Source organism: Rhizobium sp. UFLA01-1127 (assembly GCF_059803845.1).
In genome coordinates, this window is sequence record NZ_JAUQTZ010000094.1 from 1 (window position 1) to 24,172 (window position 24,172).

General features: G+C 61.8%; 26 protein-coding genes. 20 read left to right on the forward strand and 6 right to left on the reverse strand.

Translation table 11 applies throughout. The features are described 5' to 3' along the window. The 5 genes from Q4Q11_RS21465 to Q4Q11_RS21485 form a co-directional block, all read right to left on the reverse strand. Nucleotides 1-728, reverse strand: a 728-nt coding sequence (locus Q4Q11_RS21465; protein ID WP_498570750.1) for an ATP-binding cassette domain-containing protein, incomplete at its 3' end; no start/stop codon positions are given. After that, the gene (locus tag Q4Q11_RS21470; protein WP_113216449.1) at nt 725-1,879 is read right to left on the reverse strand and encodes an ABC transporter permease; all 1,155 of its coding nucleotides are present in this window, start codon (nt 1,877-1,879) and stop codon (nt 725-727) included. The genes Q4Q11_RS21470 and Q4Q11_RS21465, both read right to left, overlap by 4 nt. Further along, the gene (locus Q4Q11_RS21475; RefSeq protein ID WP_498570751.1) at nt 1,879-2,973 is read right to left on the reverse strand and encodes a microcin C ABC transporter permease YejB; all 1,095 of its coding nucleotides are present in this window, start codon (nt 2,971-2,973) and stop codon (nt 1,879-1,881) included. The genes Q4Q11_RS21470 and Q4Q11_RS21475 overlap by 1 nt, the downstream gene beginning before the upstream one ends. 171 nt (nt 2,974-3,144) lie before the next feature. Continuing rightward, nucleotides 3,145-4,983 carry an extracellular solute-binding protein gene (locus Q4Q11_RS21480; protein WP_498570752.1) on the reverse strand — a complete coding sequence of 613 codons (1,839 nt, stop codon included), beginning with the start codon at nt 4,981-4,983 and terminating at the stop codon, nt 3,145-3,147. A 108-nt stretch (nt 4,984-5,091) separates the two neighbouring features. Continuing rightward, nucleotides 5,092-5,727 carry a TetR/AcrR family transcriptional regulator gene (locus tag Q4Q11_RS21485; protein ID WP_112511531.1) on the reverse strand — a complete coding sequence of 212 codons (636 nt, stop codon included), beginning with the start codon at nt 5,725-5,727 and terminating at the stop codon, nt 5,092-5,094. 35 nt (nt 5,728-5,762) lie between these two features. Here Q4Q11_RS21485 and Q4Q11_RS21490 point away from each other — a divergent pair, with 35 nt between their 5' ends. The 8 genes from Q4Q11_RS21490 (at nt 5,763) to Q4Q11_RS21525 (ending at nt 12,828) form a co-directional block, all read left to right on the forward strand. Then, entirely contained in the window at nt 5,763-6,332 is a 570-nt protein-coding gene (locus Q4Q11_RS21490; protein WP_498570753.1) for an isochorismatase family protein, read from the forward strand. A 142-nt stretch (nt 6,333-6,474) separates the two neighbouring features. Next, the gene (gene mepA, locus Q4Q11_RS21495) at nt 6,475-7,509 is read left to right on the forward strand and encodes a penicillin-insensitive murein endopeptidase (RefSeq protein WP_498570754.1); all 1,035 of its coding nucleotides are present in this window, start codon (nt 6,475-6,477) and stop codon (nt 7,507-7,509) included. 99 nt (nt 7,510-7,608) lie between these two features. Beyond that, nucleotides 7,609-7,989, forward strand: a complete 381-nt coding sequence (locus tag Q4Q11_RS21500; RefSeq protein WP_112511540.1) for a methylglyoxal synthase — start codon at nt 7,609-7,611, stop codon at nt 7,987-7,989. A 34-nt stretch (nt 7,990-8,023) separates the two neighbouring features. Next, nucleotides 8,024-9,046: a glucokinase gene (locus Q4Q11_RS21505; RefSeq protein ID WP_498570755.1), complete on the forward strand. Its 1,023-nt coding sequence runs from the start codon at nt 8,024-8,026 to the stop codon at nt 9,044-9,046. A gap of 191 nt (nt 9,047-9,237) precedes the next feature. Then, on the forward strand, nt 9,238-11,049 hold the full coding sequence (locus Q4Q11_RS21510; RefSeq protein ID WP_498570764.1) for an ABC transporter ATP-binding protein: 1,812 nt from the start codon (nt 9,238-9,240) through the stop codon (nt 11,047-11,049). 13 nt (nt 11,050-11,062) lie between these two features. Beyond that, nucleotides 11,063-11,887 (forward strand): 4-hydroxy-tetrahydrodipicolinate reductase, encoded by an 825-nt coding sequence (gene dapB / locus Q4Q11_RS21515; protein WP_112511548.1) that lies wholly within the window; start codon nt 11,063-11,065, stop codon nt 11,885-11,887. 123 nt (nt 11,888-12,010) lie between these two features. Next, nucleotides 12,011-12,646 (forward strand): 2,3-bisphosphoglycerate-dependent phosphoglycerate mutase, encoded by a 636-nt coding sequence (locus Q4Q11_RS21520; RefSeq protein WP_498570756.1) that lies wholly within the window; start codon nt 12,011-12,013, stop codon nt 12,644-12,646. Beyond that, entirely contained in the window at nt 12,643-12,828 is a 186-nt protein-coding gene (locus tag Q4Q11_RS21525; protein WP_498570757.1) for a type II toxin-antitoxin system RelE/ParE family toxin, read from the forward strand. The genes Q4Q11_RS21520 and Q4Q11_RS21525 overlap by 4 nt, the downstream gene beginning before the upstream one ends. Before the next feature lie 7 nt (nt 12,829-12,835). Here the strand turns inward: Q4Q11_RS21525 and phnF are convergent, their stop codons facing one another. Beyond that, on the reverse strand, nt 12,836-13,570 hold the full coding sequence (gene phnF, locus Q4Q11_RS21530) for a phosphonate metabolism transcriptional regulator PhnF (protein ID WP_112511556.1): 735 nt from the start codon (nt 13,568-13,570) through the stop codon (nt 12,836-12,838). A gap of 101 nt (nt 13,571-13,671) precedes the next feature. Between phnF and phnG the strand changes: the two genes are divergently transcribed. From phnG to phnE (Q4Q11_RS21590), 12 genes are all read left to right on the forward strand, one after another. Further along, nucleotides 13,672-14,148: a phosphonate C-P lyase system protein PhnG gene (phnG, locus tag Q4Q11_RS21535; protein WP_112511559.1), complete on the forward strand. Its 477-nt coding sequence runs from the start codon at nt 13,672-13,674 to the stop codon at nt 14,146-14,148. Further along, complete coding sequence (gene phnH, locus Q4Q11_RS21540) at nt 14,148-14,774, forward strand: phosphonate C-P lyase system protein PhnH (protein ID WP_498570758.1); 627 nt, start codon at nt 14,148-14,150, stop codon at nt 14,772-14,774. The genes phnG and phnH overlap by 1 nt, the downstream gene beginning before the upstream one ends. A 3-nt stretch (nt 14,775-14,777) precedes the next feature. Continuing rightward, on the forward strand, nt 14,778-15,887 hold the full coding sequence (locus Q4Q11_RS21545) for a carbon-phosphorus lyase complex subunit (protein WP_498570759.1): 1,110 nt from the start codon (nt 14,778-14,780) through the stop codon (nt 15,885-15,887). Then, complete coding sequence (locus tag Q4Q11_RS21550; protein WP_498570760.1) at nt 15,884-16,795, forward strand: alpha-D-ribose 1-methylphosphonate 5-phosphate C-P-lyase PhnJ; 912 nt, start codon at nt 15,884-15,886, stop codon at nt 16,793-16,795. Before Q4Q11_RS21545 ends, Q4Q11_RS21550 begins: the two co-directional genes overlap by 4 nt. Then, entirely contained in the window at nt 16,792-17,568 is a 777-nt protein-coding gene (gene phnK / locus Q4Q11_RS21555; protein ID WP_112511568.1) for a phosphonate C-P lyase system protein PhnK, read from the forward strand. The genes Q4Q11_RS21550 and phnK overlap by 4 nt, the downstream gene beginning before the upstream one ends. Before the next feature lie 9 nt (nt 17,569-17,577). Continuing rightward, complete coding sequence (gene phnL / locus Q4Q11_RS21560; RefSeq protein ID WP_112511571.1) at nt 17,578-18,285, forward strand: phosphonate C-P lyase system protein PhnL; 708 nt, start codon at nt 17,578-17,580, stop codon at nt 18,283-18,285. Next, the gene (locus tag Q4Q11_RS21565; protein ID WP_112511573.1) at nt 18,282-18,899 is read left to right on the forward strand and encodes a DapH/DapD/GlmU-related protein; all 618 of its coding nucleotides are present in this window, start codon (nt 18,282-18,284) and stop codon (nt 18,897-18,899) included. Before phnL ends, Q4Q11_RS21565 begins: the two co-directional genes overlap by 4 nt. 92 nt (nt 18,900-18,991) lie before the next feature. Then, on the forward strand, nt 18,992-19,546 hold the full coding sequence (locus Q4Q11_RS21570; RefSeq protein WP_112511576.1) for a pyridoxamine 5'-phosphate oxidase family protein: 555 nt from the start codon (nt 18,992-18,994) through the stop codon (nt 19,544-19,546). Nucleotides 19,547-19,770: 224 nt separating this feature from the next. Then, a complete protein-coding gene (gene phnC, locus Q4Q11_RS21575; RefSeq protein WP_498570761.1) occupies nt 19,771-20,625 on the forward strand; it encodes a phosphonate ABC transporter ATP-binding protein in 855 nt (284 codons plus the stop codon). Between the two features lie 92 nt (nt 20,626-20,717). Beyond that, nucleotides 20,718-21,629: a phosphonate ABC transporter substrate-binding protein gene (phnD, locus tag Q4Q11_RS21580; protein ID WP_112511581.1), complete on the forward strand. Its 912-nt coding sequence runs from the start codon at nt 20,718-20,720 to the stop codon at nt 21,627-21,629. 66 nt (nt 21,630-21,695) lie between these two features. Beyond that, nucleotides 21,696-22,664: a phosphonate ABC transporter, permease protein PhnE gene (gene phnE, locus Q4Q11_RS21585; protein ID WP_498570762.1), complete on the forward strand. Its 969-nt coding sequence runs from the start codon at nt 21,696-21,698 to the stop codon at nt 22,662-22,664. Between the two features lie 8 nt (nt 22,665-22,672). Beyond that, nucleotides 22,673-24,019 carry a phosphonate ABC transporter, permease protein PhnE gene (phnE, locus tag Q4Q11_RS21590; RefSeq protein ID WP_498570763.1) on the forward strand — a complete coding sequence of 449 codons (1,347 nt, stop codon included), beginning with the start codon at nt 22,673-22,675 and terminating at the stop codon, nt 24,017-24,019. The last annotated feature ends 153 nt before the right edge of the window (nt 24,020-24,172 follow it).

Sequence of the window (24,172 nt, forward strand, 5' to 3'; positions counted from 1 at the left end):
GTACCGGTCTCGACGATCTTGCCCTTGGTCATCACGCAGACACGGTCGGCGAACTTGCGGACGATGCCGAGGTCGTGAGTAATGAACAGCATCGACATGCCATGTGCGCCCTTGAGATCGCGCAGCAGCTCGAGGATCTGCGCCTGCACGGTCACATCGAGGGCCGTCGTCGGCTCGTCGGCGATCAGCAGTTCGGGGCGGTTGGCGAGCGCCATGGCGATCATCACGCGCTGGCGCTGGCCGCCGGACAGCTCGTGCGGATAGGCCTTGAGCCGCTTTTCCGGCTCGCGGATGCCGACCTGGTTCAAAAGCTCCAGCGTGCGGCTGCGTGCGGCCTCGCCCACTATGCCCTGATGCAAGGCCAGTATCTCGCTGATCTGCCTTTCGATCGAATGGAGCGGATTGAGCGAGGTCATCGGCTCCTGGAAGATCATCGTGATGTCGTTGCCGCGCACGGCGCGCAGCTCGCTATCCGATGCCTTCAGCATATCCTTGCCCTTGAACAGGATTTCGCCGGAAGGGTGGCTTGCGGCCGGATAAGGCAAAAGCTTCAGGATCGAATTGGCTGAGACCGACTTGCCGGAACCGGATTCGCCGACCAGCGCCACGACCTCGCCCCGATGAATATCAAAGGAAACACCATCGACAGCAATCGAGGTCTGCCCGCCCTGATGAAAGGCGACAGAGAGATTGCGGACGGACAGTAGCGGAGTGGAGTTTTCGCTCATCGGAACGTCTTCCTCGGATCGAAGGCGTCGCGCACGGCCTCGCCGATGAAAATCAGCAGCGACAGCATGATCGACATGGTGAAGAAGGCCGAGAGCCCCAGCCAGGGAGCCTGCAGGTTGGATTTGCCCTGGGCGATCATTTCACCCAGCGACGGCGAGCCAGGCGGCATGCCAAAGCCTAAGAAATCCAGCGAGGTGAGCGTGGAGATCGAGCCCGACAGGATGAAGGGAACGAAGGTCAGCGTTGCGACCATCGCGTTCGGCAGCAGGTGGCGGTACATGATCGTGCGGTTGTTGACGCCGAGCGCGCGGGCGGCGCGCACATATTCGAAATTGCGCGCCCGCAGAAATTCGGCGCGCACGACGCCGACGAGGCCGACCCAGGAAAACAGGAGCAATATGCCAAGGAGGATAAAAAAGCCGGGCGGCAGCACCGATGCAATGATCAGCAGGATGTAGAGCACCGGCATGGACGACCAGATTTCGATGAAACGCTGCATCAAAAGGTCGGTCCAGCCGCCGAAATAGCCCTGTATCGCGCCGGCGCAGACGCCGACGACGGCCGAGCAGATGGTAAGCGCCAGGCCGAACAGCACCGAGATGCGGAAGCCGTAGATCAGGCGGGCGAGCACGTCGCGCGCCTGATCGTCCGTGCCGAGCCAATTGAAATTGCTCCAATTGCAGTTTGGGTCGGCCGCGCCGGCCGCGTAACCCGAGCAGCGAGCCTCCTTGCTCATCATCCAGAAAGGCGGAGTCGGCGCCGACATTCCCTTGGGAAGGTTGGAATTGGCGGTCTGATAAGAGTAGCGGATCGGCGGCCAGACCATCCAGCCATAGGCATTGATCTCGTCCTGAATATCCTGGGCGCGATAATCCGTCTGCGCCAGGAAACCGCCGAACTTCTCTTCGGGATAATCGACGAAGATCGGCGTCAGGATCTCGCCCTTGTAGGAGACGAGGATCGGCCGGTCGTTGACGATGAATTCGGCGCCGAGGCTGAGGATGAACAGAACCAGGAAAATCCAGAGCGACCAGTAGCCGCGGCGGTTGGCTTTGAAATTCTCCCAGCGGCGCACATTGGTCGGCGAGAACAGCCCCTTGCGCGGCGGCTTCACAGTCGTCGGAAGCGTCTGCTGATTGGCTGCGTCCATCATACGTCCCTCCGCTCGAAGTCGATGCGCGGATCGATCCATGTGTAGATCAGGTCGGAGATGAGGCTGACGACCAGGCCAAGCAGCGAGAAGATGAAGAGCGTGGCAAAGACCACCGGATAGTCGCGCTGGACGACGGAGAGATAGCTCAAACGCCCCAGGCCATCGAGCGAGAAGATGTTCTCGATCAAGAGCGAGCCGGTGAAGAAAGCGGAAATGAAGGCGCCGGGAAAGCCGGCAATGACGATGAGCATGGCGTTGCGGAAGACATGGCCATAGAGTACGCGCCGCTCGGAAAGGCCCTTGGCGCGCGCGGTGATGACATATTGCTTCTTGATCTCCTCGATGAAGGAATTCTTCGTGAGCAGCGTCGTCGTCGCGAAGGCGGCAAGCGACAGCGAGATCAGCGGCAGCACCAGATGCCAGAGATAATCGAGAATCTTCCGCCACCAGCTGAGATCGGCAAAATTGTCCGAGACGAGGCCGCGCAGCGGGAACCAGTCGAAGAAGGAGCCGCCGGCAAACAGCACGATCAGCATGATGCCGAACAGGAAGCTCGGGACTGCGTAGCCGATGATGATAATGCCCGACGTCCAGACATCGAAGGTCGATCCGTCCTGCACCGCCTTGCGGATGCCGAGCGGGATGGAAATGGCATAGGAGAAGATCAGGATCCAGATGCCGAGCGAGATCGATACCGGCAGCTTCTGGGCGATCAGATCGATGACCGTGGTGTTACGGAAAAAGCTCTCGCCGAAATCGAAGCGGATATAGTTCCACATCATCTGGCCGAAGCGTTCGAGCGGCGGCTTGTCGAAGCCGAACTGCTTGTCGAGCTTGGCGATCAGCTCGGGATCGAGCCCCTGTGCGCCGCGATATTTCGAGCTGCTGTCATCGAAGGATTGCTGGGCAGCCAGGTCGGCACCGCCACCCGACAGGCGACCATTGGCATTGTCGCCCTGCCCGGTCAGCTGCGCGATGACCTGCTCGACCGGGCCGCCCGGCGCAAACTGCACGATGGTAAAGGAAATGGCCATGATGCCGACGATGGTCGGAATCATCAGCAGGAGACGTCGCAGAATATAGGCGCCCATCAGCCCGCCGCTCCCCCGAAGAGGAATATATCCCGCCTCGCCTCAATCCATCTATCGATCAATTCACATTCCCTTCCGCCGGATGCAGGCCGGCGCAATCATTTCCGCATGAAACTGCCCGAATCAGCCCTGAGCATTTGGAGCCAGCAGACCCATCATTGCAAGAGAGGCTCACTTTCCGGCGCTTTTCGACCACCAGACATCCGGGAAGCCGATGGAATAATAGGGCAGCTCGGGCAGATGTTCGAACTTGTCCCAATAGGCTATCCTGGTCGTCGTCCCGTAGAACATCGGCAGCACATAGTGATGGGCAAGCAGCACGCGGTCGAGCGCCTTCACCGTCGCCTCCTTCTCCGTGACATCCTTTGCGAAGATCACCTTCTGGATGAGCGCATCGACGCCGGCGTCGGCTATGCCCGCATAGTTGCGGGACCCCTGACGGTCGACAGAGGCCGAGCCCCAGAAATCGGCCTGCTCGTTGCCGGGATTGAGCGTCTCTCCCCAGACGACCCAGATCATGTCGTAGTCGAAGCTGCGAATGCGATTGATATATTGTGACGTATCGACGGTCCGAATGCTGGCATCGATACCGATGCGCTTCAGGTTTTGGATGTAGGGCAACACTGAACGTTCCTGCGAGGCGCTGCCCAGCAGCAACTCCAGCGTAAACGGCTGGCCGGTGTGCGCATTCACCATCTTGTTGCCCTTCAGGACCCAACCCGCGTCCTTGAACAGGGCGATCGCCTTGCGGAAATTGTCGCGTGCTTTTTGCGGATCGCCACCGACGGGATTGGCATACGGCGTAGTGAAAACCTCGGCCGGCACCTTGTCCTTCACGCTGTTCAACACATCAAGTTCCTGACCCTGCGGCAGGCCGGAAGAAGCGAATTTCGTACCGAAGAAGAAGCTATCGACGCGCGTCAATTTTCCGAAGGAAAGCGTCCGATTCAGCTCCTCGAAATCATAGACATAGTTCAGCGCCTCGCGAACGCGTTGATCCTTGAACCGCTCCCGCCGCATGTTGGGAACGAGCGCCTGCATGATGCCGACCGAGCGTAAAGAATTGGGAAGTTCCTCGCGCTTGATGCGGCCGTCCTTGGCGGCCGGAAAATCATAGGCGGTCACCCAATGACTTGTCGAATTATCCTGCCAATAGTCGATAGCCCCGCCGCGAAACGCCTCGAAAGCGACATCATAGTCGGCGAAATAGGTGTAGGAAATCGACTTGAAATTGTTCTCTCCGACGTTGACCGGCAGGTTCTTGCCCCAATAGTCGTCACGCAGCTCGTAGCGGATCGAAGCGCCCGGCTGCACCGATGCGATCTTGTAGGGACCGGATCCCATCACGGGTTCAAGCGTGGTGCTGGAGATATCGCGCTGCTTGCCATCAGGCGCTTTGCCTTCCCACCAATGTTTCGGCACGATGGTAAGCTGGCCGAGGATCGAGGGTAGCTCGCGATTACCCTTCTCGTCGAAACGAAAGGTGACATCGCGTTCGCCTGTTTTTTCGGCGCTGACGACGTGAGCGTAGTAGCTCGTCGCCATCGGATTGAGTTCTTTGGTTTTCTCGAAGCTGAAGATGACGTCCTCAGGCGTCACTGGCGTACCGTCGGCCCATTTTGCTTCGGCACGCAGCCGGAAGACCGCGCTGGAAACGTCGTCAGGATAGGAGAGACCTTCTGCAAGCAGACCATACGAGGAATTGGCCTCGTCGTCGGCCTTCTTCAGCAGCGTGTCGTAAACCAGCCCCGTCCCCTCGGCGGGATTGCCCTTAAACAATACCGGATTCAAAGTATCGAAGGTGCCGTTGCTCGACAGCTTCACCTCGCCGCCCTTGGGCGCATCCGGATTGACATAATCGAAATGCTTGAAGCCGGGCTGGTATTTGAGATCGCCGAGGATGGCCGTGCCGATGCGGAATTGCTGCTCTTCGGCTTTCAAGGATAGAGGCATTGCCAGCAGGCAAAAAAGAGAAACGACCAAGCCTGCTTTCAACCGCGACAATGCCATCCATGATCTCCCGATGATTTCTGGAGAATCAGCATAAGGCAAATGAGGGCAAAAAGCAGGACGCAATCGCCCATCTCTTCACTTGCAATCGGCCGGCCATTGGCAAAATCAGCTTTCGGAGGCAGCTTCCTCCAGGCGCCGGCGCAGCATCAGGCGCAATTCGGCGAGGACGCGCCGATCCTCCGCGGCTTCCGGCTCGCTGGCGACAACGACGGCGATACGCAGCAGTTCGAGCACGATGCCCGACATCAGCGCGACATCGTCGGATATGGGCGGCCGCGCCTGTCGAAGGACGTTCGCAATCAGCTCCTTCAGCTCCGCACGCGAGCGCGCCTTGCGCTCCTTGGGGATATCGCGGCGTCCGGCAAGCACTGAAAGCTCCGGATATTCCTCGATGAAAGCGGCAAGCATATCGAAAATCGCCTCGCCGCCATCGGCTGCGGAAAGCCCGGCGCTGCGTTCCGCCAGATCGCGAAGCCCCGCCTTCAGCCGTTCCAGGCGATCGATATGCAAGGCTTCGGCGAGCAAAGGCTTGGTGGGAAAGAACTGATAGAGCGAGCCGATCGACGAATGCGCCTCGGCCGCAATCTCTGTCATCGTTGCCGCGTCATAGCCCTTACGCGCAAACACCCTCGCCGCCGCTTCGAGCAGAACGACGACGCGGTCATGGCCGCGCTGCCGCTTCGGCGCGCGCGTCTTTAATTCTTCACTTGATTTTTGTGAGGCAATCCTCATATTTTTCATTGTGAGGATACCCTCATGTTTTCTCGGAGCCCCAGATGTCACTATACGATCCCAAGACCACTGCTCTTGTTTCCATCGACCTGCAAAGCCTCGTTCTCAACCGGCCGCTCGCGCCCTACTCCGCCCAGCAGATCGTCGCCAATACGGTCGCCATCGCAAACAGGCTGAAAGCCGATGGCGGAACGACCGTGTTCGTCACGTTCGGATTTTCGGCAAACTATATCGACGCTGTCAATCAGCCGACCGACGAAAGCTTCCCGCTTCCGCCCGGAGGCCTGCCGCCGGCCGTGCTGGAGGTTCCCGCCGAGATAGCGGCGCTGACTCCGGATGTCGCGATCGTCAAGCACCAATGGAGCGCCTTCTATGGGACGGAACTCGATTTGCAGCTGCGTCGTCGCGGCATCAATACGCTGATCCTGACGGGCGTTGCCACCAATTTTGGCGTGGAAGGCACCGTGCGCGATGCTCATGCGGCAAATTACGCTGTCATTGTCGCCGAAGATGCCGTGACGACCCTCTCGCAGGAGATGCAGGATTTCGCCTGCACCAAGGTGCTGCCGCGGCTGTCGCGCATCCGCAAAACAGCGGAAATCCTGGCAAACTGACGCGTCCGAAGCAAAGCCCATGCGAGGAAAGGCGGCCGCCAATCGGCCATCTGTGATTGCTGTGGATTCACTTCCATCCTGTTTCAGGATAGTCTCGCCGCAAATCACTTCGGCTAATGCCGACCGTCTTTCAAGGATATGCATGGCTTCACTTCTGGCTCGCGCCTTTCGAACGATCGGCAAAATTTCCCTCGCCACCTCGATCGGGATGGGTCTTGTCGCCGGCGATGCGCTGGCGCAGCAGGCCGCACCTTCGCCCGGAAGTGCCAAGGCGGTCTTCGGAGCCGTGACGCTGCCGACACAGGGATCACCGCAATCGATCGGCTTCTACGCCAAAGGCTGCCTTGCCGGCGCCGTCGCCCTGCCGGCTGACGGCCCGACCTGGCAGGCCATGCGCCTGTCGCGCAACCGCCGCTGGGGCCGGCCGGAGATGATCGGCCTCCTGGAGCGGCTATCGCGCGATGCGGCCAAGAACGACGGCTGGCCGGGCCTGCTCGTCGGCGATATCTCGCAGCCGCGCGGCGGCCCGATGGTGAACGGCCATGCCTCGCATCAGATCGGCCTCGACGCCGACGTCTGGCTGACGCCGATGCCACAGCGCAAGATGACCGCGGAGGAGCGCGAAGCCCTGCCCTTCACCACGATGCTCGCCAAGGACAAATTCCTGACAATCAACGACAAGGTCTGGACGCCGGCGCATGCCCGGCTGCTGATGCGCGCGGCCAGCTACCCCGAGGTCGAGCGCATCTTCGTCAACCCGGCGATCAAGAAGAAGATGTGCGAGACCTGGACGGGCGATCGCAGCAATCTCGGCAAGCTTCGGCCGGAATACGGACACGACTCGCATTTCCATATCCGCCTTCGCTGCCCCGCCGGCTCTGCCGGCTGCACGGGGCAGGCACCGGTCGCCGCCGGCGATGGCTGTGACAAATCGCTCGCCTGGTGGTTCGGACCTAAGCCCTGGGCCAAGCCGAAGCCTAGCACCAAGCCGCCGGCCAAGCCGCGCGAGGTCATGGTTTCCGATCTGCCCAAGACCTGCCAGGCCGTATTGGCGGCACCCCCCGTTGTTTCCGCGCGCGCCGCTGCCTCTGACGTCGGGGGTGTCAGCGCGTCGGCCGAAACGGACGCGATGCCGGCCACCCGCGATACACCGCCGGGCCAAATCCCTCAGCATTAAGGCCCGGACCATCCTTTGCCGAGGCAGTCTTTCAAAACGCGCCCCCTTGGTATAGAAGGCGGATAAATCGATTGAAAGCATCGGGTGGAGCAAAGATTCATGGCCGGCAGCAAATGCATCGCATTGATCGCGCATGATCAGAAAAAAGATGCGATGGCGGAATTTGCACGGCGCAATGAGGCCGCCCTTGCCGATTGGAACATTGTCGCCACGGGCACGACGGGCGGCCGCGTCCTCGACGCCTGCCCCGATCTCAAGGTCACCCGATTGAAAAGCGGCCCGCTCGGCGGCGACCAGCAGATCGGCGCCCTCATCGCTACCGGAGAGATCGACATGCTCGTCTTCTTCATCGACCCCCTCACCCCCTTGCCGCACGATGTCGACGTGAAGGCATTGACGCGGCTTGCCGTTCTCTACGACATTCCGATGGCGCTCAACGAATCCACCGCCGAGCGGCTGATCAAAACACTGAACCATTAATCCGCCTTGCCGGCGGCAGACCACGGACCTGGCCATGCCCGAGCTCAATCACAGCGATGCCCCCCTGCCCTTTCCAATTCTGATCGGCGATATCGGCGGCACCAATGCCCGTTTCTCGATCCTTGCCGATGCGGACTCCGAACAGGAGCATTTCCCGGTCGTGCAGACGGCAAATTTCGCGACGATCGATGATGCCATCAAGCTGACCCTCGAGAACAGCAAGGTGCGGCCCCGCTCGGCAATTCTCGCCATGGCCGGCCCGGTGCAAGGCGATGAAATTCCGCTGACCAATTGCGACTGGGTGATCCGTCCGAAGACGATGATCGCCAATCTCGGCATCGAGGACGTGCTCGTCATCAACGATTTCGAGGCGCAGGCGCTGGCGATTGCCGAGATTTCCGACGAGCATCGCCAGACCATCGGCCAAGCATCTGGGAACATGACCGCATCGCGCGTCGTGCTCGGGCCGGGCACCGGGCTTGGCGTCGGCGCCCTGGTCCATACCCAGCATCAATGGGTGCCTGTGCCGGGCGAAGGCGGGCATATCGATCTCGGGCCACGCACGGAGCGCGACCTGCAGATCTGGCCGCATCTGGAGCCCATCGAAGGCCGCATCTCGGCCGAGCAGGTGATCTGCGGCCGTGGCCTGCAGAACCTCTATCACGCCATCTGCGCGGCTGACGGCATCGAACCGAGCCTCAAGGAGCCGGCCGATATCACCAATCATGCACTCGCCGGCACCAACAAGCAGGCCGAAGAGACGCTGACGCTGTTCGTCACCTATCTCGGCCGTGTCGCCGGCGATATCGCCATGATCTTCATGGCGCGCGGCGGCGTCTTTCTCTCCGGCGGTATCCCGCAAAAGATCCTGCCGGCGCTGCAGAAGCCGGAATTCCGTGCCGCCTTCGAAGACAAGGCGCCGCACACGGAGATGATGAAGACGATCCCGACCCATGTGGTCATCAATCCGCTGGCCGCGCTTTCGGGACTTGCAATCTATGCCCGCAAGCCGGCAAGCTTCGGCCTTGCGACCGAGGGCCGCCGCTGGCGGCGTTAACCGCCCGGCAAACAACCAATGGCGCGCCGAAACAGCCGGCGCTATACTTTTTTAAAGGGGTCGCGTTCCTCTATAATGGACGCAGCTCCGTGAGCGGCCTTAACCAGCGCGGCAAGCCATGTCTAGTCAAAGCCGTGCTAACTCTTTAATAGAGCCGCGGAAGCACGCGACACATGCGGCTCGCTTGGTCCATGACAGGAAGCCGATTATTGAAATTGCCTGACCCGAAAAGCAAGAGCGTCGACAGCGAGGCCATTACCGGCATGCTGAAGCGCATTATCGCCGAGAACGGCCGCGACCATATCCGCGGCTATACAATCGCGATTACCTGTCTGATCCTCGTCGCCCTTTCGACTGCCTACATCGGCTACATCGTCAAATCGGTCATCGACAGCGCCTTCATCGCGCGCGACATCGTCGATGCATGGCGCATCTGCTTCAGCATCTTCGTCGTTTTCGTGGTGCGCGGCTTTGCGGGATATTTCCAGTCGGTCATCCTGTCCAAGATCGGCAACAACATCATCGCGCGCTATCAGCGCCGTCTCTATTCGCATCTGATGACGCTGTCTGTCGGCTATTTCAGCGAAGCCCGTTCCGCGCAGCTCGCCGCCCGGATCAGCCAGAACGTCTCAGGCGTCCGCGATGTGATGAACCTGACGATCACGTCCACGGCGCGCGACCTTCTGACCTTCATCTCGCTGCTCGGAGTCATGGTCTTCCAGGACCCGGTGCTCAGCATTGCATTCGTCATCATCGCGCCGCCGCTCTTCCTGGCCCTGCGCTATATTTCCAAGCGTCTGCGCTCCGCCACGCGCGACGCGATCGTCCTGAACAGCCATGTGCTGGGCGCGATGCAGGAGACCATCCAGGGCATTTCCATCGTCAAGGCCTTTACGATGGAAGACGAGCTCGAGAGCAAGATCAACAAGCTGATCACCGCGGCCGAGCACCGGCAGAACCGCATCGCCCGCCTGTCGGAGCGCAACGGCCCGCTCATCGAAACCGTCGCGGGCTTTGCGATCGCCAGCCTCTTTGCCTATGCCGCCTACCGGTCGATCTACGACAATGTCTCGCCGGGCGTGTTCTTCTCCTTCGCCACTTCGCTGCTGCTCGCCTATGATCCGGCGCGGCGTCTCGCCAAGCTGCAGGTCCAGCTGGAGCGCGCGGTCGTCAATGCACGGATGATCTATGAGCTGCTCGACATGGAACCGCGCCAGCGCGACCTGCCGGATGCCAAGCCGCTCACGGTGAGCGGCGCCCGCATCGAATTCCGCGACGTGCATTTCGCCTATGGCGACGAAGCGGTCCTGTGCGGCGTGAGCTTCACCGCCGAGGGTGGGCAGACCACGGCGCTCGTCGGCCCTTCCGGCGCAGGCAAATCCACCGTCATCAATCTCATCCCGCGCTTCTATGATCCGAAATCCGGCAGCATCTTCATCGATGGGCAGGATATCGCCCATGTGACGAAGCAATCGCTGCGCCGGCAGATCGCCTATGTCTCGCAGCAGCCCTATCTCTTCGAAGGCACGATCCGCGACAATATCCGCTACGGCCGCCCGGAAGCGACGGATACCGAGATCGAGCAGGCGGCTCGCCTGGCCTATGCGCATGATTTTATCGAGGCGCAGCCGATGGGCTACGATACGCCGGTCGGCGAAAACGGCGTGACGCTTTCCGGCGGCCAGCGGCAGCGCCTGTCGATCGCCCGTGCGCTGGTGCGCGACGCGCCGATCCTGCTTCTGGACGAGGCGACCTCGGCGCTCGACACGGAATCGGAAGCCGCGGTGCAGAAAGCGCTGGAAGAGGCAATGAGCGGCCGCACGGTGGTCGTCATCGCACACCGCCTGTCGACTGTGGTGCGTGCCGAGAAGATCGTTGTCATGCAGAACGGCCGGGTTGTCGAAGAGGGCAACCACGAGACGCTTGCGGAGGCCGACAACGGCCTTTACGCTCGCCTCAACAACCTGCAGCGGCCGGCCATCTCAAGCAATTCCCGCAAATAGACGATAGGACGACATGAGCGACGATGCGATGAAGCTGGTGGTGGTTGGAGCGGCGGGCCGCATGGGACAGGCTCTCATCCGCATCATCCACGCAACGGACGGCGTAACCCTGCATGCCGCGGTCGCGCGCCCCGGCTCCGCCTTCATCGGCAAGGACGCCGGCGAGATCGCCGGATTGGGGCCGATCGGCATTCCCGTCACCGACGACCCGCTTTCCGCCTTCCTTCATGCCGAAGGCGTTATCGATTTCACAACGCCGGCGACCAGCGTCACCTTTGCCGGGCTTGCCGCGCAGGCACGCATCGTTCACATCATCGGCACGACCGGCTGCTCGGACGAGGATGAGGCCAAGTTCAAGGCCGCCGCGCGCCATGCCCGCATCGTCAAATCGGGCAATATGGGCCTCGGCATCAATCTTCTCAGCGTACTCGTCGAACAGGCTGCACGCGCACTGCCTTCGAACGACTGGGACATCGAGGTGCTGGAGATGCATCATCGCCATAAGGTCGATGCGCCTTCGGGCACGGCACTGCTGCTCGGCCAGGCGGCGGCAAAGGGCCGCGGCATCGACCTCAACGACAATTCCGTTCGCGTGCGCGACGGCCATACCGGCCCTCGCCCGGCGGGCACGATCGGCTTTGCGACCCTGCGCGGCGGCGGCGTGGTCGGCGACCATTCGGTGATCTTCGCCAGCGAAAGCGAGCGGCTGACGCTCTCGCACAATGCCGGCGACCGTTCGCTGTTTGCGCGCGGCGCGCTGCAGGCGGCACTCTGGGCGCGCGACAAGAAACCCGGCTTCTATTCCATGCTCGACGTTCTCGGGCTCTCCGCACGTTGATACGATCCCCGAGCGGGTCGGCAGGGAACTGTCGAACCGCTCCAGCCTTTTACTGTCTCGCAATTCCCCAACGGAAAGCCGCAACGCACCTTTCCTGGAATTGCTCCACCAAGGAGAAAATTTATGAGCGGCACTCTCGTTCTCGTACGCCACGGGCAGAGCGACTGGAATTTGAAGAATCTCTTTACCGGCTGGAAGGACCCCGATCTGACCGCGCTCGGCATCGAAGAGGCCAAGACCGGCGGCAAGGCGCTGGCTGATTACGGCATCAAATACGACATCGCCTTCACCTCTGCGCTGACGCGCGCGCAGCATACACTGAAAATCATCCTGGATGAAATCGGCCAGCCCGGACTCGAAACCATCAGGGATCAGGCACTGAACGAGCGCGACTACGGCGATCTCTCCGGCCTCAACAAGGATGACGCCCGCGCCAAGTGGGGCGAAGAACAGGTTCACATCTGGCGCCGCTCCTACGACGTTCCGCCGCCCGGCGGCGAAAGCCTGCGCGATACCGGCGCCCGCGTCTGGCCCTACTACCTGACGGAAATCCTGCCGCGCGTGCTTTCCGGCCAGAACGTGCTGGTCGCGGCGCACGGCAACTCGCTGCGCTCGCTCGTCATGGTTCTCGACCGTCTCAGCAAGGCTCAGATCCTTGAGCTCAACCTCGCAACCGGGGTGCCGATGGTCTACAAGCTCAAGGCCGATTCCACCGTCGCCTCGAAGGAAGTCCTCGGCGATATGTCCGGCGCGCATTGAGCGCAAGCATCTGGGCCAAAAGGCCTCACCACCCCCTCTCTCCGTTTGCGGGGGAGAGGGGACTCGTCGTGCATAGAAACTATTTGCTGGTTTATGACCTCGCAGGGGAGACGGTGCGCATAATCCGCATTCTGCATGCCGCACAGCAATGGCCGCCGGACGATTTTCAGCCGATTTCCTAACTCAGCTTTAATTTTCGACGGTGAAGCGCACCCTGTCGGCGGCGAAGCGGGAAATCGAATATTGCACCGGAACATTGCCAAGATCTGCATTGAGAGCTTGGGCGACCAGTACGATGGCGCCGGGAGATAGTTGTAGATCGGTGAGATCGTTTTCGTCGGCATGCGTCGCGGTGATTTCGGTGACGACGCGGACGTAATCCGGAACGCCAAGCTCCTTGAATGCCTTCGTGATCGATCCGGTCGCCCGGTAGATCTCGGCTATATCGCCGAAACGATCGGCCGGGAACCAGCTCGTGGCGCGCGACACCGGGCGATGGTCCGCTTGGCCTAGCGTTTCGAGGCGCACAAGCCGCGTGCCGGTCTTGATCTTGAGCTGCCGGGCCAGCTCCATGCTCGCGGCCTCTTCGCCCGATGCAAGCAGGACGCTGCGGGTCTCGCGCACCTGATCGCCGATCCCCTGCGAAAAGCGCGTCCGCTTCGAAATCGGAAAACTCAGCCGCTCCTTGCGCTCGACGAGCGTTCCGCGTCCCTGCACGGCTCTGACGATGCCTTCCTGTGCCAGCGCCGCCAGCGCGCTTCGGATCGTGTGCCTGTTGACGCCGAACTGCAGCGCCAGCGTCGTTTCCGGCGGCACCATGCCCGTCTCATCGAAATCGCCGTGATTGATGGACGTGCGAATACGGTCGGCAATCTGCCGCCAGAGCGCCACGCCCGTCTGTCTCTGTATCTTCTGCCCCGCCATTTCGGCCACTCGCCCTGTCACACGCTTGTCACGACTCGCTAATAGATATAAAACTATCTTGTATGGTTGTCTATATCAATAGACATTTAAGGGAAGACGCGATGAATTCAGCACAAAGGCAGGAAGCGGCCGCACAGGAGCGTCGAGAGCGCAAGCGGGTCGCCGATCTTCTGGCGCAGGCGGAGCGCGACGAGCTTGAGGCAGCCTGGGAAGCCTTGCCGAGCAAGCCGGCGGCACAGCCGGTGCGCGGACCCGAGACCGGGCTCGTCATGGTGCGCGGCCGCATCGGCGGTGGCGGCTCCCCCTTCAACCTCGGTGAAGTCACGGTAACGCGCGCCACCATCCGTCTGGCATCCGGCACGATCGGTCATTCGCATGCGCTCGGGACGGACCGGGAAAAGGCCCGACTTTCGGCCATCTTCGACGCGCTTTGGCAGCAAGCGGCGACAAGAGACTTCGTCGAGAAGGCGGTCCTGCAGCCGGTCGTCCAGCGCATTGCCGGCTATGACCGCAAGCGCGCCGAAGAGACGGCGGCGACCCGTGTCGATTTCTTCACCATGGTTCGCGGAGAAGATTGATGAGCCTGTTCAGCACCCCGACCTTCGGCAACGAAGCTCTGACCGGCGGCTTCAGCGACCCGGTCTTCGACGCACAGAGCGTCTTCAAGATGACGATGGATGCCATGGCGCGTCCGGGAACGCTGCAGACCGTCACGGTCGATATCGTGCCGCCGGCGCCGCTCGGTATCGCGGCCGGCGCCCTCGCGCTTACCCTTTGCGACCACGACACGCCGGTGTGGCTCTCCAACAGCCTCGTAAGATCGAGCCTTCCGGAATGGCTGGCCTTCCACACCGGAGCCCCCGTGATCTCGGAGCGGCTGGAGGCGCATTTCGCCTTCATCGAAGCTGGCATGGCGCTTTCCTCCTTCAGCCAGTTCGGCATCGGAACCCAGGAATATCCCGATCGTTCGACGACCATCATCCTGGAGATCGAAAAACTGGAAGGCGGCAAGGAGCTGGCGCTTTCCGGCCCCGGAATCGAGGATGTCACCATGATCGCTCCGATCGGGCTGCCGGATGCGCTCCTACGCATCTGGAACGACAATCGCGCGCTCTTCCCGCGCGGCGTCGATCTCGTTCTGACGGCGGACCGGCAATTCCTCTGCCTGCCGCGCACCACCAAGATCACCGCAACGGAGATGTGACATATGTATGTTGCCGTAAAGGGCGGCGAAGCCGCCATCGCCAATGCTCACCGGCTGCTGGCCGACCGTCGCCGCGGCGACCGTTCGCTGCCGGCCGTCGGCATCGACCAGATCGTGGCACAGCTCGCGCTCGCTGTCGACCGCGTCATGGCCGAAGCCTCGCTTTATGACCGTACGCTGGCCGCACTCGCCGTCCGTCAGGCACGCGGCGACATGATCGAGGCGATCTTCCTGCTCAGAGCCTACCGTACGACGCTGCCGCGCTTCGGCTATTCCCAGCCGCTCGACACGGCGGCGATGAAGATCGAGCGCCGCATCTCCGCCACCTACAAGGACTTGCCCGGCGGCCAGCTTCTCGGCCCGACCTTCGACTACACCCACCGCCTGCTCGACCCGAGCCTTTTGGCCGACGAACCGGTTGACGAGCCGATGCAGCGACCCGCCGAACAGGGCCGCATCATGCGCGTTTCCGAAATCCTCGATCAGGAAGGCCTGATCGAAGGCGACGGTGTCATGCCGGTCGACCACGAGATCGGCGACCTCACGCGCGAACCCTTGGAATTTCCGATGACCCGCGATCTTCGCCTTCAGGCGCTCGCCCGCGGCGATGAAGGCTTCCTGCTGGCGCTCGGCTATTCGACCCAGCGCGGCTACGGCCGCACCCATCCCTTCACCGGCGAAATCCGCATCGGCGAAGTGGAGGTCGAATTCGACGTGCCGGAACTCGGTTTCTCCGTCTCGCTCGGCCGCATCCAGGTGACCGAATGCCAGATGGTCAACCAGTTCAAGGGTTCGGCCAAGGCGCCGCCACAGTTCACGCGTGGCTACGGCCTGGTCTTCGGCCAGAGCGAACGCAAGGCCATGGCCATGTCTCTGGTCGACCGTGCGCTGCGCGCCGAAGAGCTCGGCGAAGACATCGTTGCGCCGGCTCAGGACGAGGAATTCGTCATTTCCCATTCCGACAACGTGCAGGCGACCGGCTTCGTCGAACATCTGAAGCTGCCGCACTATGTCGATTTCCAGGCCGAGCTCGACCTGGTGCGGCGCATGCGCCGTGATTTCGAGGCCGCTCGCGATCGCGGCATGGACCCCATGACGGAGGCAGCCGAATGACCGAACTCGCCACCTACAACTTCGCCTATCTCGACGAACAGACTAAGCGGATGATCCGCCGCGCCATCCTGAAGGCGATCGCCATTCCCGGTTATCAGGTACCCTTCGCATCGCGCGAAATGCCGATGCCTTATGGCTGGGGCACTGGCGGCGTGCAGCTGACAGCCGCCATCATCGGCCCGCAGGATGTGCTGAAGGTCATCGACCAGGGCGCCGACGATACGACCAATGCCGTTTCCATCCGCGCCTTCTTCCAGAAGGTCGCCAATGTCGCGGTCACCACCCGCACGGAGGAGGCGACCATCATCCAGACGCGCCACCGCATCCCGGAGGCCAAGCTCGGCCCCAACCAGGTGCTGGTCTATCAGGTGCCGATCCCGGAACCCTTACGCTTCCTGGAGCCGCGCGAGACCGAAACGCGCAAGATGCATGCGCTCGAGGAATACGGCCTCATGCATGTGAAGCTTTACGAGGACATCGCCCGCAACGGCCGCATCGCCACCACCTATGCCTATCCGGTGAAGGTCGCCGGCCGCTATGTGATGGACCCCTCGCCGACGCCGAAGTTCGATAATCCGAAAATGCATCTCTCCGACGCGCTGCAGCTTTTCGGCGCCGGCCGTGAGAAGCGTATCTATGCCGTACCGCCCTACACCGAGGTGGTCAGCCTCGATTTCGAGGACCATCCGTTCGAAGTGCAGCGCTTCGACAAGCCCTGCGCTCTTTGCGGCGCCGAGCAGGTCTATCTTGACGAGGTGATCCTCGACGACAAGGGCGGACGCATGTTCGTCTGCTCCGATACCGACTTCTGCGAAGACCGTCGTGCTCACGGTCATGTGGGCGCAATGCTGGCGTCGAATGGGCTCGCATCCGGTGGACTGCCTGGTGGCAAGGAGGCTGCCGAATGAGTGACTTACCGCTTCTAAAGGTCAAGGACATCTCGAAGTTCTACGGCAGCCGCATCGGCTGCCGCGACGTGTCCTTCGAACTCTGGCCCGGCGAAGTGCTTGCTATCGTCGGCGAATCCGGATCCGGCAAGACGACGCTGCTCAACTGCATTTCGACGCGGCTGCTGCCGACGACGGGCAGCGTCGAATATCACATGCGCGACGAGAGCTATCGCGATCTCTTCCGCATGAACGAGGCGGAGCGCCGCTTCCTGATGCGCACCGACTGGGGCTTCGTGCATCAGAACCCGGCTGACGGCCTGCGGATGACGGTGTCTGCCGGTGCCAATGTCGGCGAGCGGCTGATGGCGATCGGCAATCGCCACTATGGCAACATCCGCAACACGGCCATCGATTGGCTGGAGCGCGTGGAGATCGATGCCGATCGTATCGACGACCAGCCGCGCGCCTTCTCCGGCGGCATGCGCCAGCGTCTGCAGATCGCCCGCAACTTGGTGACCGGCCCTCGCCTGGTCTTCATGGACGAGCCTACCGGCGGCCTCGACGTGTCCGTGCAGGCTCGCCTGCTCGATCTGGTGCGCGGCCTCGTCAACGATCTCGGCCTTTCGGCCATCATCGTCACGCACGACCTCGCGGTTGCCCGGCTTCTGTCGCATCGCATGATGGTGATGAAAGACGGACAGGTAATCGAACACGGTTTGACCGACCGCGTGCTCGACGACCCGCGCGAACCCTATACGCAACTGCTGGTCTCTTCGATCCTGCAGGTCTGAGGAACAAACATGGCAACCCCACTCGTCGTTTCCGAAGTCTTCAAGAGCTTCACCATGCATCTGCGCGACGGCATTCGTCTGCCCGTCGTCGCCGATGTCTCCTTCTCGGTCGCTGCGGGCGAATGCGTCGTGCTCGGCGGCCCGTCCGGCATCGGCAAGAGTTCGCTGCTGAAGATGATCTACGGCAATTATGCCGTCGACAGCGGCCAGATCCTCGTCATGCACAGGGAGAAAATCGTCGATCTCGCCACCGCCGATCCGCGCACCGTGCTCGACGTCCGTCGCCAGACCATGGGCTATGTCAGCCAGTTCCTGCGCACCGTGCCGCGCGTCGCCGCCATCGACGTCGTCGCCGAGCCGCTGCTGGCCCGCGGCGTGACCGTGGCCGAGGCTCGTGACAAGGCTGCAGAACTGCTGGCGCAGCTGAACCTGCCGCAGGAGCTCTGGCAGCTGCCGCCCGCGACCTTCTCCGGCGGCGAGCAGCAGCGCGTCAACATCGCCCGCGGCTTCATCACCGACCACGCCGTCCTGCTGCTCGACGAGCCCACGGCTTCGCTCGATGCCCGCAACCGGGCCGTCGTCGTCGATATGATCGAGCAGAAGAAGCAGGCGGGCGTCGCGCTTCTCGGCATCTTCCATGACGAAGAGGTGCGCGAGGCCGTCGGCAGCCGCATTCTCGACGTTTCGCAATTCTCGCCGCGGAAGGCAGCCGCATGAGCCGCAAATTGGGCGAAACGCCCTTCATCAGCCCTTCGGCGAGCGTCAGCAACTCGACGCTCGGCCGCTATACCGAAGTCTCCGACCGCTGCCGCATCGATGAAACCGAGATCGGCGATTATTCCTACATCATGCAGGATGGCGCAGTCTGGTGCGCGACGATCGGCAAATTCGTCAACATCGCCGCGGCGGTGCGCATCAACGCCACCAATCACCCGACATGGCGCGCCACGCTGCATCACTTCACCTATCGAGCCGCCGACTATTGGCCGGACGCCGATATGGAGACTGATTTCTTCACCTGGCGGCGCGACCATCGCGTCGTCATCGGCCATGATGTCTGGATCGGCCACGGCGCCACCATCCTGCCCGGCGTCAAGGTCGGCAATGGCGCCGTCATCGGCGCGGGCGCGGTCGTCTCCAAGGACGTCGAGCCTTACACGATCGTCGGCGGCGTGCCGGCCAAGCTGATCCGTGAACGCTTCGCCGCCGAGATCGGCGCGCGCATGGACAAGCTTTCATGGTGGGATTGGGATCATGACCGCCTGCGCACGGCGCTTGCCGACTTCCGCGCTCTGTCCGCGGAAGATTTCTTGGATCGCTACGCCGCCTGAGGACGCTTTCCGCCCAAGCCGGGCTTGCACGAGACCCGCGTGCGTTTCAGCCTCAGGCGATCCGTCTAGCTCAGGTTAAGGGAGGCCTCTTTATGGCAAAGCAGTTTTCCAGCATCGACGACCGGCTGCGCGATTTCATCGCGCGGCAGCACATCTTCTTCACGGCATCGGCGACATCGGATTCCCGCGTCAATGTTTCGCCGCGCGAAACGCTGTGCCTGCGCATCATCTCCCCGAACGCGGCCATCTACCTCGACCGCACCGGCAGCGGCAACGAGACTTCAGCCCACATGAAGGCCGATGGCCGGCTGACCATCATGTTCTGCTCGGTCGAAGGGCCGCCGATGATCCTGCGCCTCTATGGCCGCGGCCGCATCATCCATCGATCGTCGCCGGAATATGGTGAATTGCTGCGCGATCACTATGCAGGCGAAGAGCCGCTCGGTGCGCGGCAGATCGTGCGGCTGGACCTCGATCTCGTACAGACGTCCTGCGGTTTCGGCGTGCCGCTCTTTTCCTATGAAGGCGAGAGGCCAAGTCTCGATCAATGGGCCAAAGCCAAGGGTCCTGACGGCATTGAGGAATACCGTCGCGAGAAGAATAGCTTCAGCATCGATGGCCTGCCAACGGGCATGTTTGACGGCTAAATTTCACGGAAAGCTCTCAGCCGGCTAACCTTGCAAAAACGAGGAGAATTGTAACAGCAGTTACATAAAACTGACATTGGAGCTTCATGAAGCGGGACTAATCGGTTGCCTTGTGGTTGGCGCCAGCCCCCTCGAAACTCCCTTCGAGGCAGGGGCATGCGCCCATTCTTAGCACCGGTACCGCTGAAATTTCTGCAGCCCGGCAGCCGCGAAAGGGAAGCACTATGTTCGAACTCAGGAACGTCTCACGCCGGTTTGGAAACAAGCTCGCTGTCGATTCCGTGACGTTGGACATACCGCAGGGGCAGATGGTGGGCATCATCGGCCGCTCCGGCGCCGGCAAGTCCACCCTTCTGCGCATGATCAACCGCCTTGCCGATCCGAGCTCCGGCTCCATCCATTTCTCCGGCATCGAAGTGTCGAAGCTCAGGGGCCGCGCGCTGCGCAGCTGGCAGCGCGACTGCGCCATGATCTTTCAGCAGTTCAACCTCGTTCCGCGTCTAGACGTGCTTACCAATGTCATGCTTGGCCGGCTCAACCAGCGCTCGACGGCGATGAGCCTGCTTTCCGTCTTCAGCCGCGAGGAGCGCATCGAAGCCATCGCCGCTCTGGAACGCCTCGGCATAGAACAGACGGCCCTGCAGATGGCCGGCACGCTTTCCGGCGGCCAGCAGCAGCGCGTCGCCATTGCCCGCGCCCTGATGCAGCAGCCGAAGATGATGCTGGCCGACGAGCCGATCGCCTCGCTCGATCCGCTGAACGCCAAGATCGTCATGGACGCGCTGCGAGATATCAACGAGCGTGAAGGCATCACCGTCATCACCAATCTGCACACGCTCGACACGGCCCGCAACTATTGCGAACGCATCGTCGGTATGGCGGCCGGCAAGGTGGTCTTCGACGGCAAACCGACCGATCTGACGGCAGCGGCCGTCAAGGAAATCTACGGCACCGACAAGGACGGCGCCGGCATCGACGAGACCATGACATCGACCTCCATCAACATTGCCGATCCGGCCGCGCAAGCCGCGGCAACCGAATCCGCCGGCCCGCAACCGCTGGCACTGGCCGGCCTCTGAGAGGGATGGCCACGATCGAAGGCCCGCGTCAAGGGCGCATTTCTTCCAGACCGAAGGCATCCGGGGACACCGGTTAATCAGGAGACGAACCCATGTTGAAGAAAGCACTCTTTGCCGCTACTGCGCTCGTCGCGCTCGCAGTTGGCGCTGCCGCCAACGCTGCAGACCTCAAGGAATTCCGCGTCGGCATTCTCGGCGGCGAAAACGAAGCCGACCGCCTGCGCAACTACGCCTGCCTCGCCGATCACCTGAAGAAGGAATTCGGCTTCGAAAAGGTTTCGCTGTTCCCGGCCGCCGACTATGACGGCGTTATCCAGGGCCTGCTCGGCGGCACGCTGGACTTCGCAGAACTCGGCGCTTCCGGCTACGCGGCCACATATATCAAGGACCCGAAGGCCGTTACCCCGATACTGACCACGCAGCAGACCGACGGTTCGACCGGCTACTACTCGATCGGCCTCGCCCTCAAGTCCTCCGGCATCAAGACGATCATGGACGCCAAGGGCAAGAAGCTCGGCTATGCCGATCCGGACTCGACCTCGGGCTACCTCGTTCCGCTGACGCAGATTCCGAAGACCACCGGCATGCCGAACGACAAGTTCTTCGCCTCGACCCAGTTCAACGGCGGTCATGAAAACAACCTGCTCGCCGCTTACGACGGCAAGGTCGACGTTGCCGTCGACGATTCCTCGGGCGTTGGCAATTTCAAGGACGGCTTCACCTCCGGCACTTTCCGCAAGGAAGTGGACAAGGGCGCCGTCGACCCGAACAAGCTCGTCGAAGTCTGGCGTTCGCCGCTGATCCCGAACGGCCCGCTCGTCGTTCGCAACGCTCTCGGCACCGAATGGCAGGCCAAGCTTTCGGACTTCTTCATGAAGCTCCCGACGGCTGACGCCAAGTGCTTCAACGCCGTCGAAGGCGGCGACTTCAAGGGCTACGTCAAGGTTACCCCGGACTTCTACAACGCCGTTATCGACGTCCGTAAGGCTGCCATCGGCGGCTGATCCGCATTCCGATGATTGGGCGGCCGGCAACGGCCGCCCTTTTGCTGTTCACAAGGGCTGGATTTGATGACGATCGCCGACACGCACCCGAACATGCAGAGCGCCAAGGAGATCGGCGACGCCTGGAGCAAGATGGTGGCCAAGCGCCGCCTCTATACCGGCATCGGCCTCATGATTCTGCTCGTCGCCTTCGTCAGCTCCGTGCGCTTCGCCGACGAAAGCAATGCCGGCCATTTCTTCGAGCGCCTGCCGCATCTCTTCGACTTCCTGAGCTGGCTCATTCCCAAGGACTGGAACGACGTCTACCGCGCGCTCTTCGACCTGCCGAGCCCGAACGGCGCAAACGGCGCCGGCGGCGAGGAGTTCAACTTTCCGCTCGGCCGCGTCTATGTCTGGGGCGATTTCTACATCCCCGAATATTTCGAGCTGATGATCATCACGATCAACGTGGCGCTGGTATCGACCATCATCGGCTTCGTCTTTGCCGTGCCGATGAGCTTCTTTGCCGCGCGCAACATGTCGCCATCCAATCCGATCCGGCTCGTGACGAAGCGCATCATGGAATTCCTGCGCGCCTTCCCGGAAATCGTGATCGCCGGCCTGTTTTCGGCGATCCTGTCGATCGGCCCGATCGCCGCCATCATCGCCGTCGGCCTGCATACGATCGGCGCGCTCGGCAAGCTCTTCTACGAAGTCGTCGAGAATATCGACATGAAACCCGACGAGGGCATGCGTGCCGTCGGCGCCAGCTGGACGGAGCGCGTCCGCTTTGCCGCCCTGCCGCAGGTGCTGCCGAACTTCATGTCCTACGCGCTGCTGCGCCTCGAGGTCAACGTCCGCGCATCCACCATCATCGGCGCCGTCGGCGGCGGCGGTATCGGCGAGGAGCTCAAGCTTTCGATCTCGCGCGGCTTTGGTGCCAAGACCATGGCGCTGGTGCTGCTGCTCTTCGTGACCATCGTCGCCGTCGATCAGTTTTCCGCATGGCTCCGCCGCCGTCTCGTCGGCGAACATGCCTTCCTTCTGCAGCATTGAGGTTATTCATGTCCGTCATCGACGCCGGCCGCATGCAGGAAATCGAAGCGCGTTACCCGGAGATCCTTCACCGGTCCTTCCGCCAGCGTTTCGGCGCGCTGATGATGTTCATCGGCGTCATCCTCTACGGCATCTATGCCGTATGGTTCTTCGACCTGCCGAAAGTCGTTTCGGAAGCGCATTGGGAGCGCGTCGGCATCTATCTCAGCCAATGGATCAGCTATGACGTGCAGCCGGAGTTTCGTATCTCTGGCGACAAGATCAGCATCAAGTATCCGCGTTTTTCGCCGCTTGGCGACAATCCGAACCCCGACTGGGTGAAGACCAACCCCGATGGCAGCATGATCGTTTCGATCAGTGGCACGAGCCGCACGGTAACCGTCACCAAGACGCAGGCCATCGTAACGGCACACGGCAAAACGATCCCGATCGACATTACCGGCGACATGCCGAAGATCGTCGGCACCGAGCCTGTTCCCAGCTGGATGACCGTCTACGACGACAATATACTGGTCAATCTCGGCTTTGCCGGCGATGCCAGCATTTCCAATGATCGCGTCAAGATCCGCAAGCGCTTCCTCGGCTGGGCCAATTTCGTCTTCGATACGCACTCGCCCTTCTTCGACAAGCCGGCGAGCGAAGTCATCGGCCTGATCGTATCCGGGCCGCGGCTCGATCCCACGCAGTCCAATCTCTCGCTGGCCTTCGACAATATCTGGAACAATGGCGCCTGGCAGCACGGCGACGTCTGGACCAAGCTGTTCCAGACGATCGTGATGGCCTTCCTCGGCACGCTGCTCGGTTCGCTCGCCGCCTTCCCGCTGGCGTTTCTGGCCGCCCGCAACATCACGCCGAACCGGCTGCTCAATCAGATCCTGAAGCGCTTCTTCGACTTCCTTCGGTCGGTGGATATGCTGATCTGGGCGCTGTTCCTGACCCGCGCCTTCGGCCCTGGCCCGCTCGCCGGCAGCGGCGCAATCTTTCTCACCGAGGCCGGTACTCTCGGCAAGCTCTATTCCGAAGGCCTCGAAAACATCGACAACAAGCCACGGGAAGGCGTGAAGTCCACCGGCGCGCAGACCGTTCTCGTGCATCGCTACGGCATCGTGCCGCAGATCGTTCCCGTCATCGTCAGCCAGACGCTCTACCAGTGGGAATCGAATGTGCGTGGCGCGACCATCATCGGCGCCGTCGGCGCGGGCGGCATCGGCCTCAAGCTTTGGGAGGCGATGCGCACCAATGCCAACTGGGAAAACGTCGCCTACATGGTGCTGCTGATCCTGATCGTCGTCTTCCTGTTCGACGCCGCATCCAACGCCTTGCGCTCACGCCTGATGGGTACGCGGGTCAAATAAAAAAGAACGAGAAAAAATCGTTACGCATCATCATTCTGTCATGGGAATCCGGTAGCGCAGGCCGGCAAGACCGTAGCGGTCAAGCCGGCTTTAGCCGGATTCGAACCGTTGCTGCCTTGCTGCTCTTGCGGTTTGTCGCAAATCACCCAACAG

Coding starts and splice junctions, on each gene's coding strand:
- Q4Q11_RS21470 (WP_113216449.1), bottom strand. CDS start 1,879: ATGGACGCAGCCAATCAGCAGACGCTTCCGACGACTGTGAAGCCGCCG.
- Q4Q11_RS21475 (WP_498570751.1), bottom strand. CDS start 2,973: ATGGGCGCCTATATTCTGCGACGTCTCCTGCTGATGATTCCGACCATC.
- Q4Q11_RS21480 (WP_498570752.1), bottom strand. CDS start 4,983: ATGGCATTGTCGCGGTTGAAAGCAGGCTTGGTCGTTTCTCTTTTTTGC.
- Q4Q11_RS21485 (WP_112511531.1), bottom strand. CDS start 5,727: ATGAAAAATATGAGGATTGCCTCACAAAAATCAAGTGAAGAATTAAAG.
- Q4Q11_RS21490 (WP_498570753.1), top strand. CDS start 5,763: ATGTCACTATACGATCCCAAGACCACTGCTCTTGTTTCCATCGACCTG.
- mepA (WP_498570754.1), top strand. CDS start 6,475: ATGGCTTCACTTCTGGCTCGCGCCTTTCGAACGATCGGCAAAATTTCC.
- Q4Q11_RS21500 (WP_112511540.1), top strand. CDS start 7,609: ATGGCCGGCAGCAAATGCATCGCATTGATCGCGCATGATCAGAAAAAA.
- Q4Q11_RS21505 (WP_498570755.1), top strand. CDS start 8,024: ATGCCCGAGCTCAATCACAGCGATGCCCCCCTGCCCTTTCCAATTCTG.
- Q4Q11_RS21510 (WP_498570764.1), top strand. CDS start 9,238: ATGACAGGAAGCCGATTATTGAAATTGCCTGACCCGAAAAGCAAGAGC.
- dapB (WP_112511548.1), top strand. CDS start 11,063: ATGAGCGACGATGCGATGAAGCTGGTGGTGGTTGGAGCGGCGGGCCGC.
- Q4Q11_RS21520 (WP_498570756.1), top strand. CDS start 12,011: ATGAGCGGCACTCTCGTTCTCGTACGCCACGGGCAGAGCGACTGGAAT.
- phnF (WP_112511556.1), bottom strand. CDS start 13,570: ATGGCGGGGCAGAAGATACAGAGACAGACGGGCGTGGCGCTCTGGCGG.
- phnG (WP_112511559.1), top strand. CDS start 13,672: ATGAATTCAGCACAAAGGCAGGAAGCGGCCGCACAGGAGCGTCGAGAG.
- phnH (WP_498570758.1), top strand. CDS start 14,148: ATGAGCCTGTTCAGCACCCCGACCTTCGGCAACGAAGCTCTGACCGGC.
- Q4Q11_RS21545 (WP_498570759.1), top strand. CDS start 14,778: ATGTATGTTGCCGTAAAGGGCGGCGAAGCCGCCATCGCCAATGCTCAC.
- Q4Q11_RS21550 (WP_498570760.1), top strand. CDS start 15,884: ATGACCGAACTCGCCACCTACAACTTCGCCTATCTCGACGAACAGACT.
- phnK (WP_112511568.1), top strand. CDS start 16,792: ATGAGTGACTTACCGCTTCTAAAGGTCAAGGACATCTCGAAGTTCTAC.
- phnL (WP_112511571.1), top strand. CDS start 17,578: ATGGCAACCCCACTCGTCGTTTCCGAAGTCTTCAAGAGCTTCACCATG.
- Q4Q11_RS21565 (WP_112511573.1), top strand. CDS start 18,282: ATGAGCCGCAAATTGGGCGAAACGCCCTTCATCAGCCCTTCGGCGAGC.
- Q4Q11_RS21570 (WP_112511576.1), top strand. CDS start 18,992: ATGGCAAAGCAGTTTTCCAGCATCGACGACCGGCTGCGCGATTTCATC.
- phnC (WP_498570761.1), top strand. CDS start 19,771: ATGTTCGAACTCAGGAACGTCTCACGCCGGTTTGGAAACAAGCTCGCT.
- phnD (WP_112511581.1), top strand. CDS start 20,718: ATGTTGAAGAAAGCACTCTTTGCCGCTACTGCGCTCGTCGCGCTCGCA.
- phnE (WP_498570762.1), top strand. CDS start 21,696: ATGACGATCGCCGACACGCACCCGAACATGCAGAGCGCCAAGGAGATC.
- phnE (WP_498570763.1), top strand. CDS start 22,673: ATGTCCGTCATCGACGCCGGCCGCATGCAGGAAATCGAAGCGCGTTAC.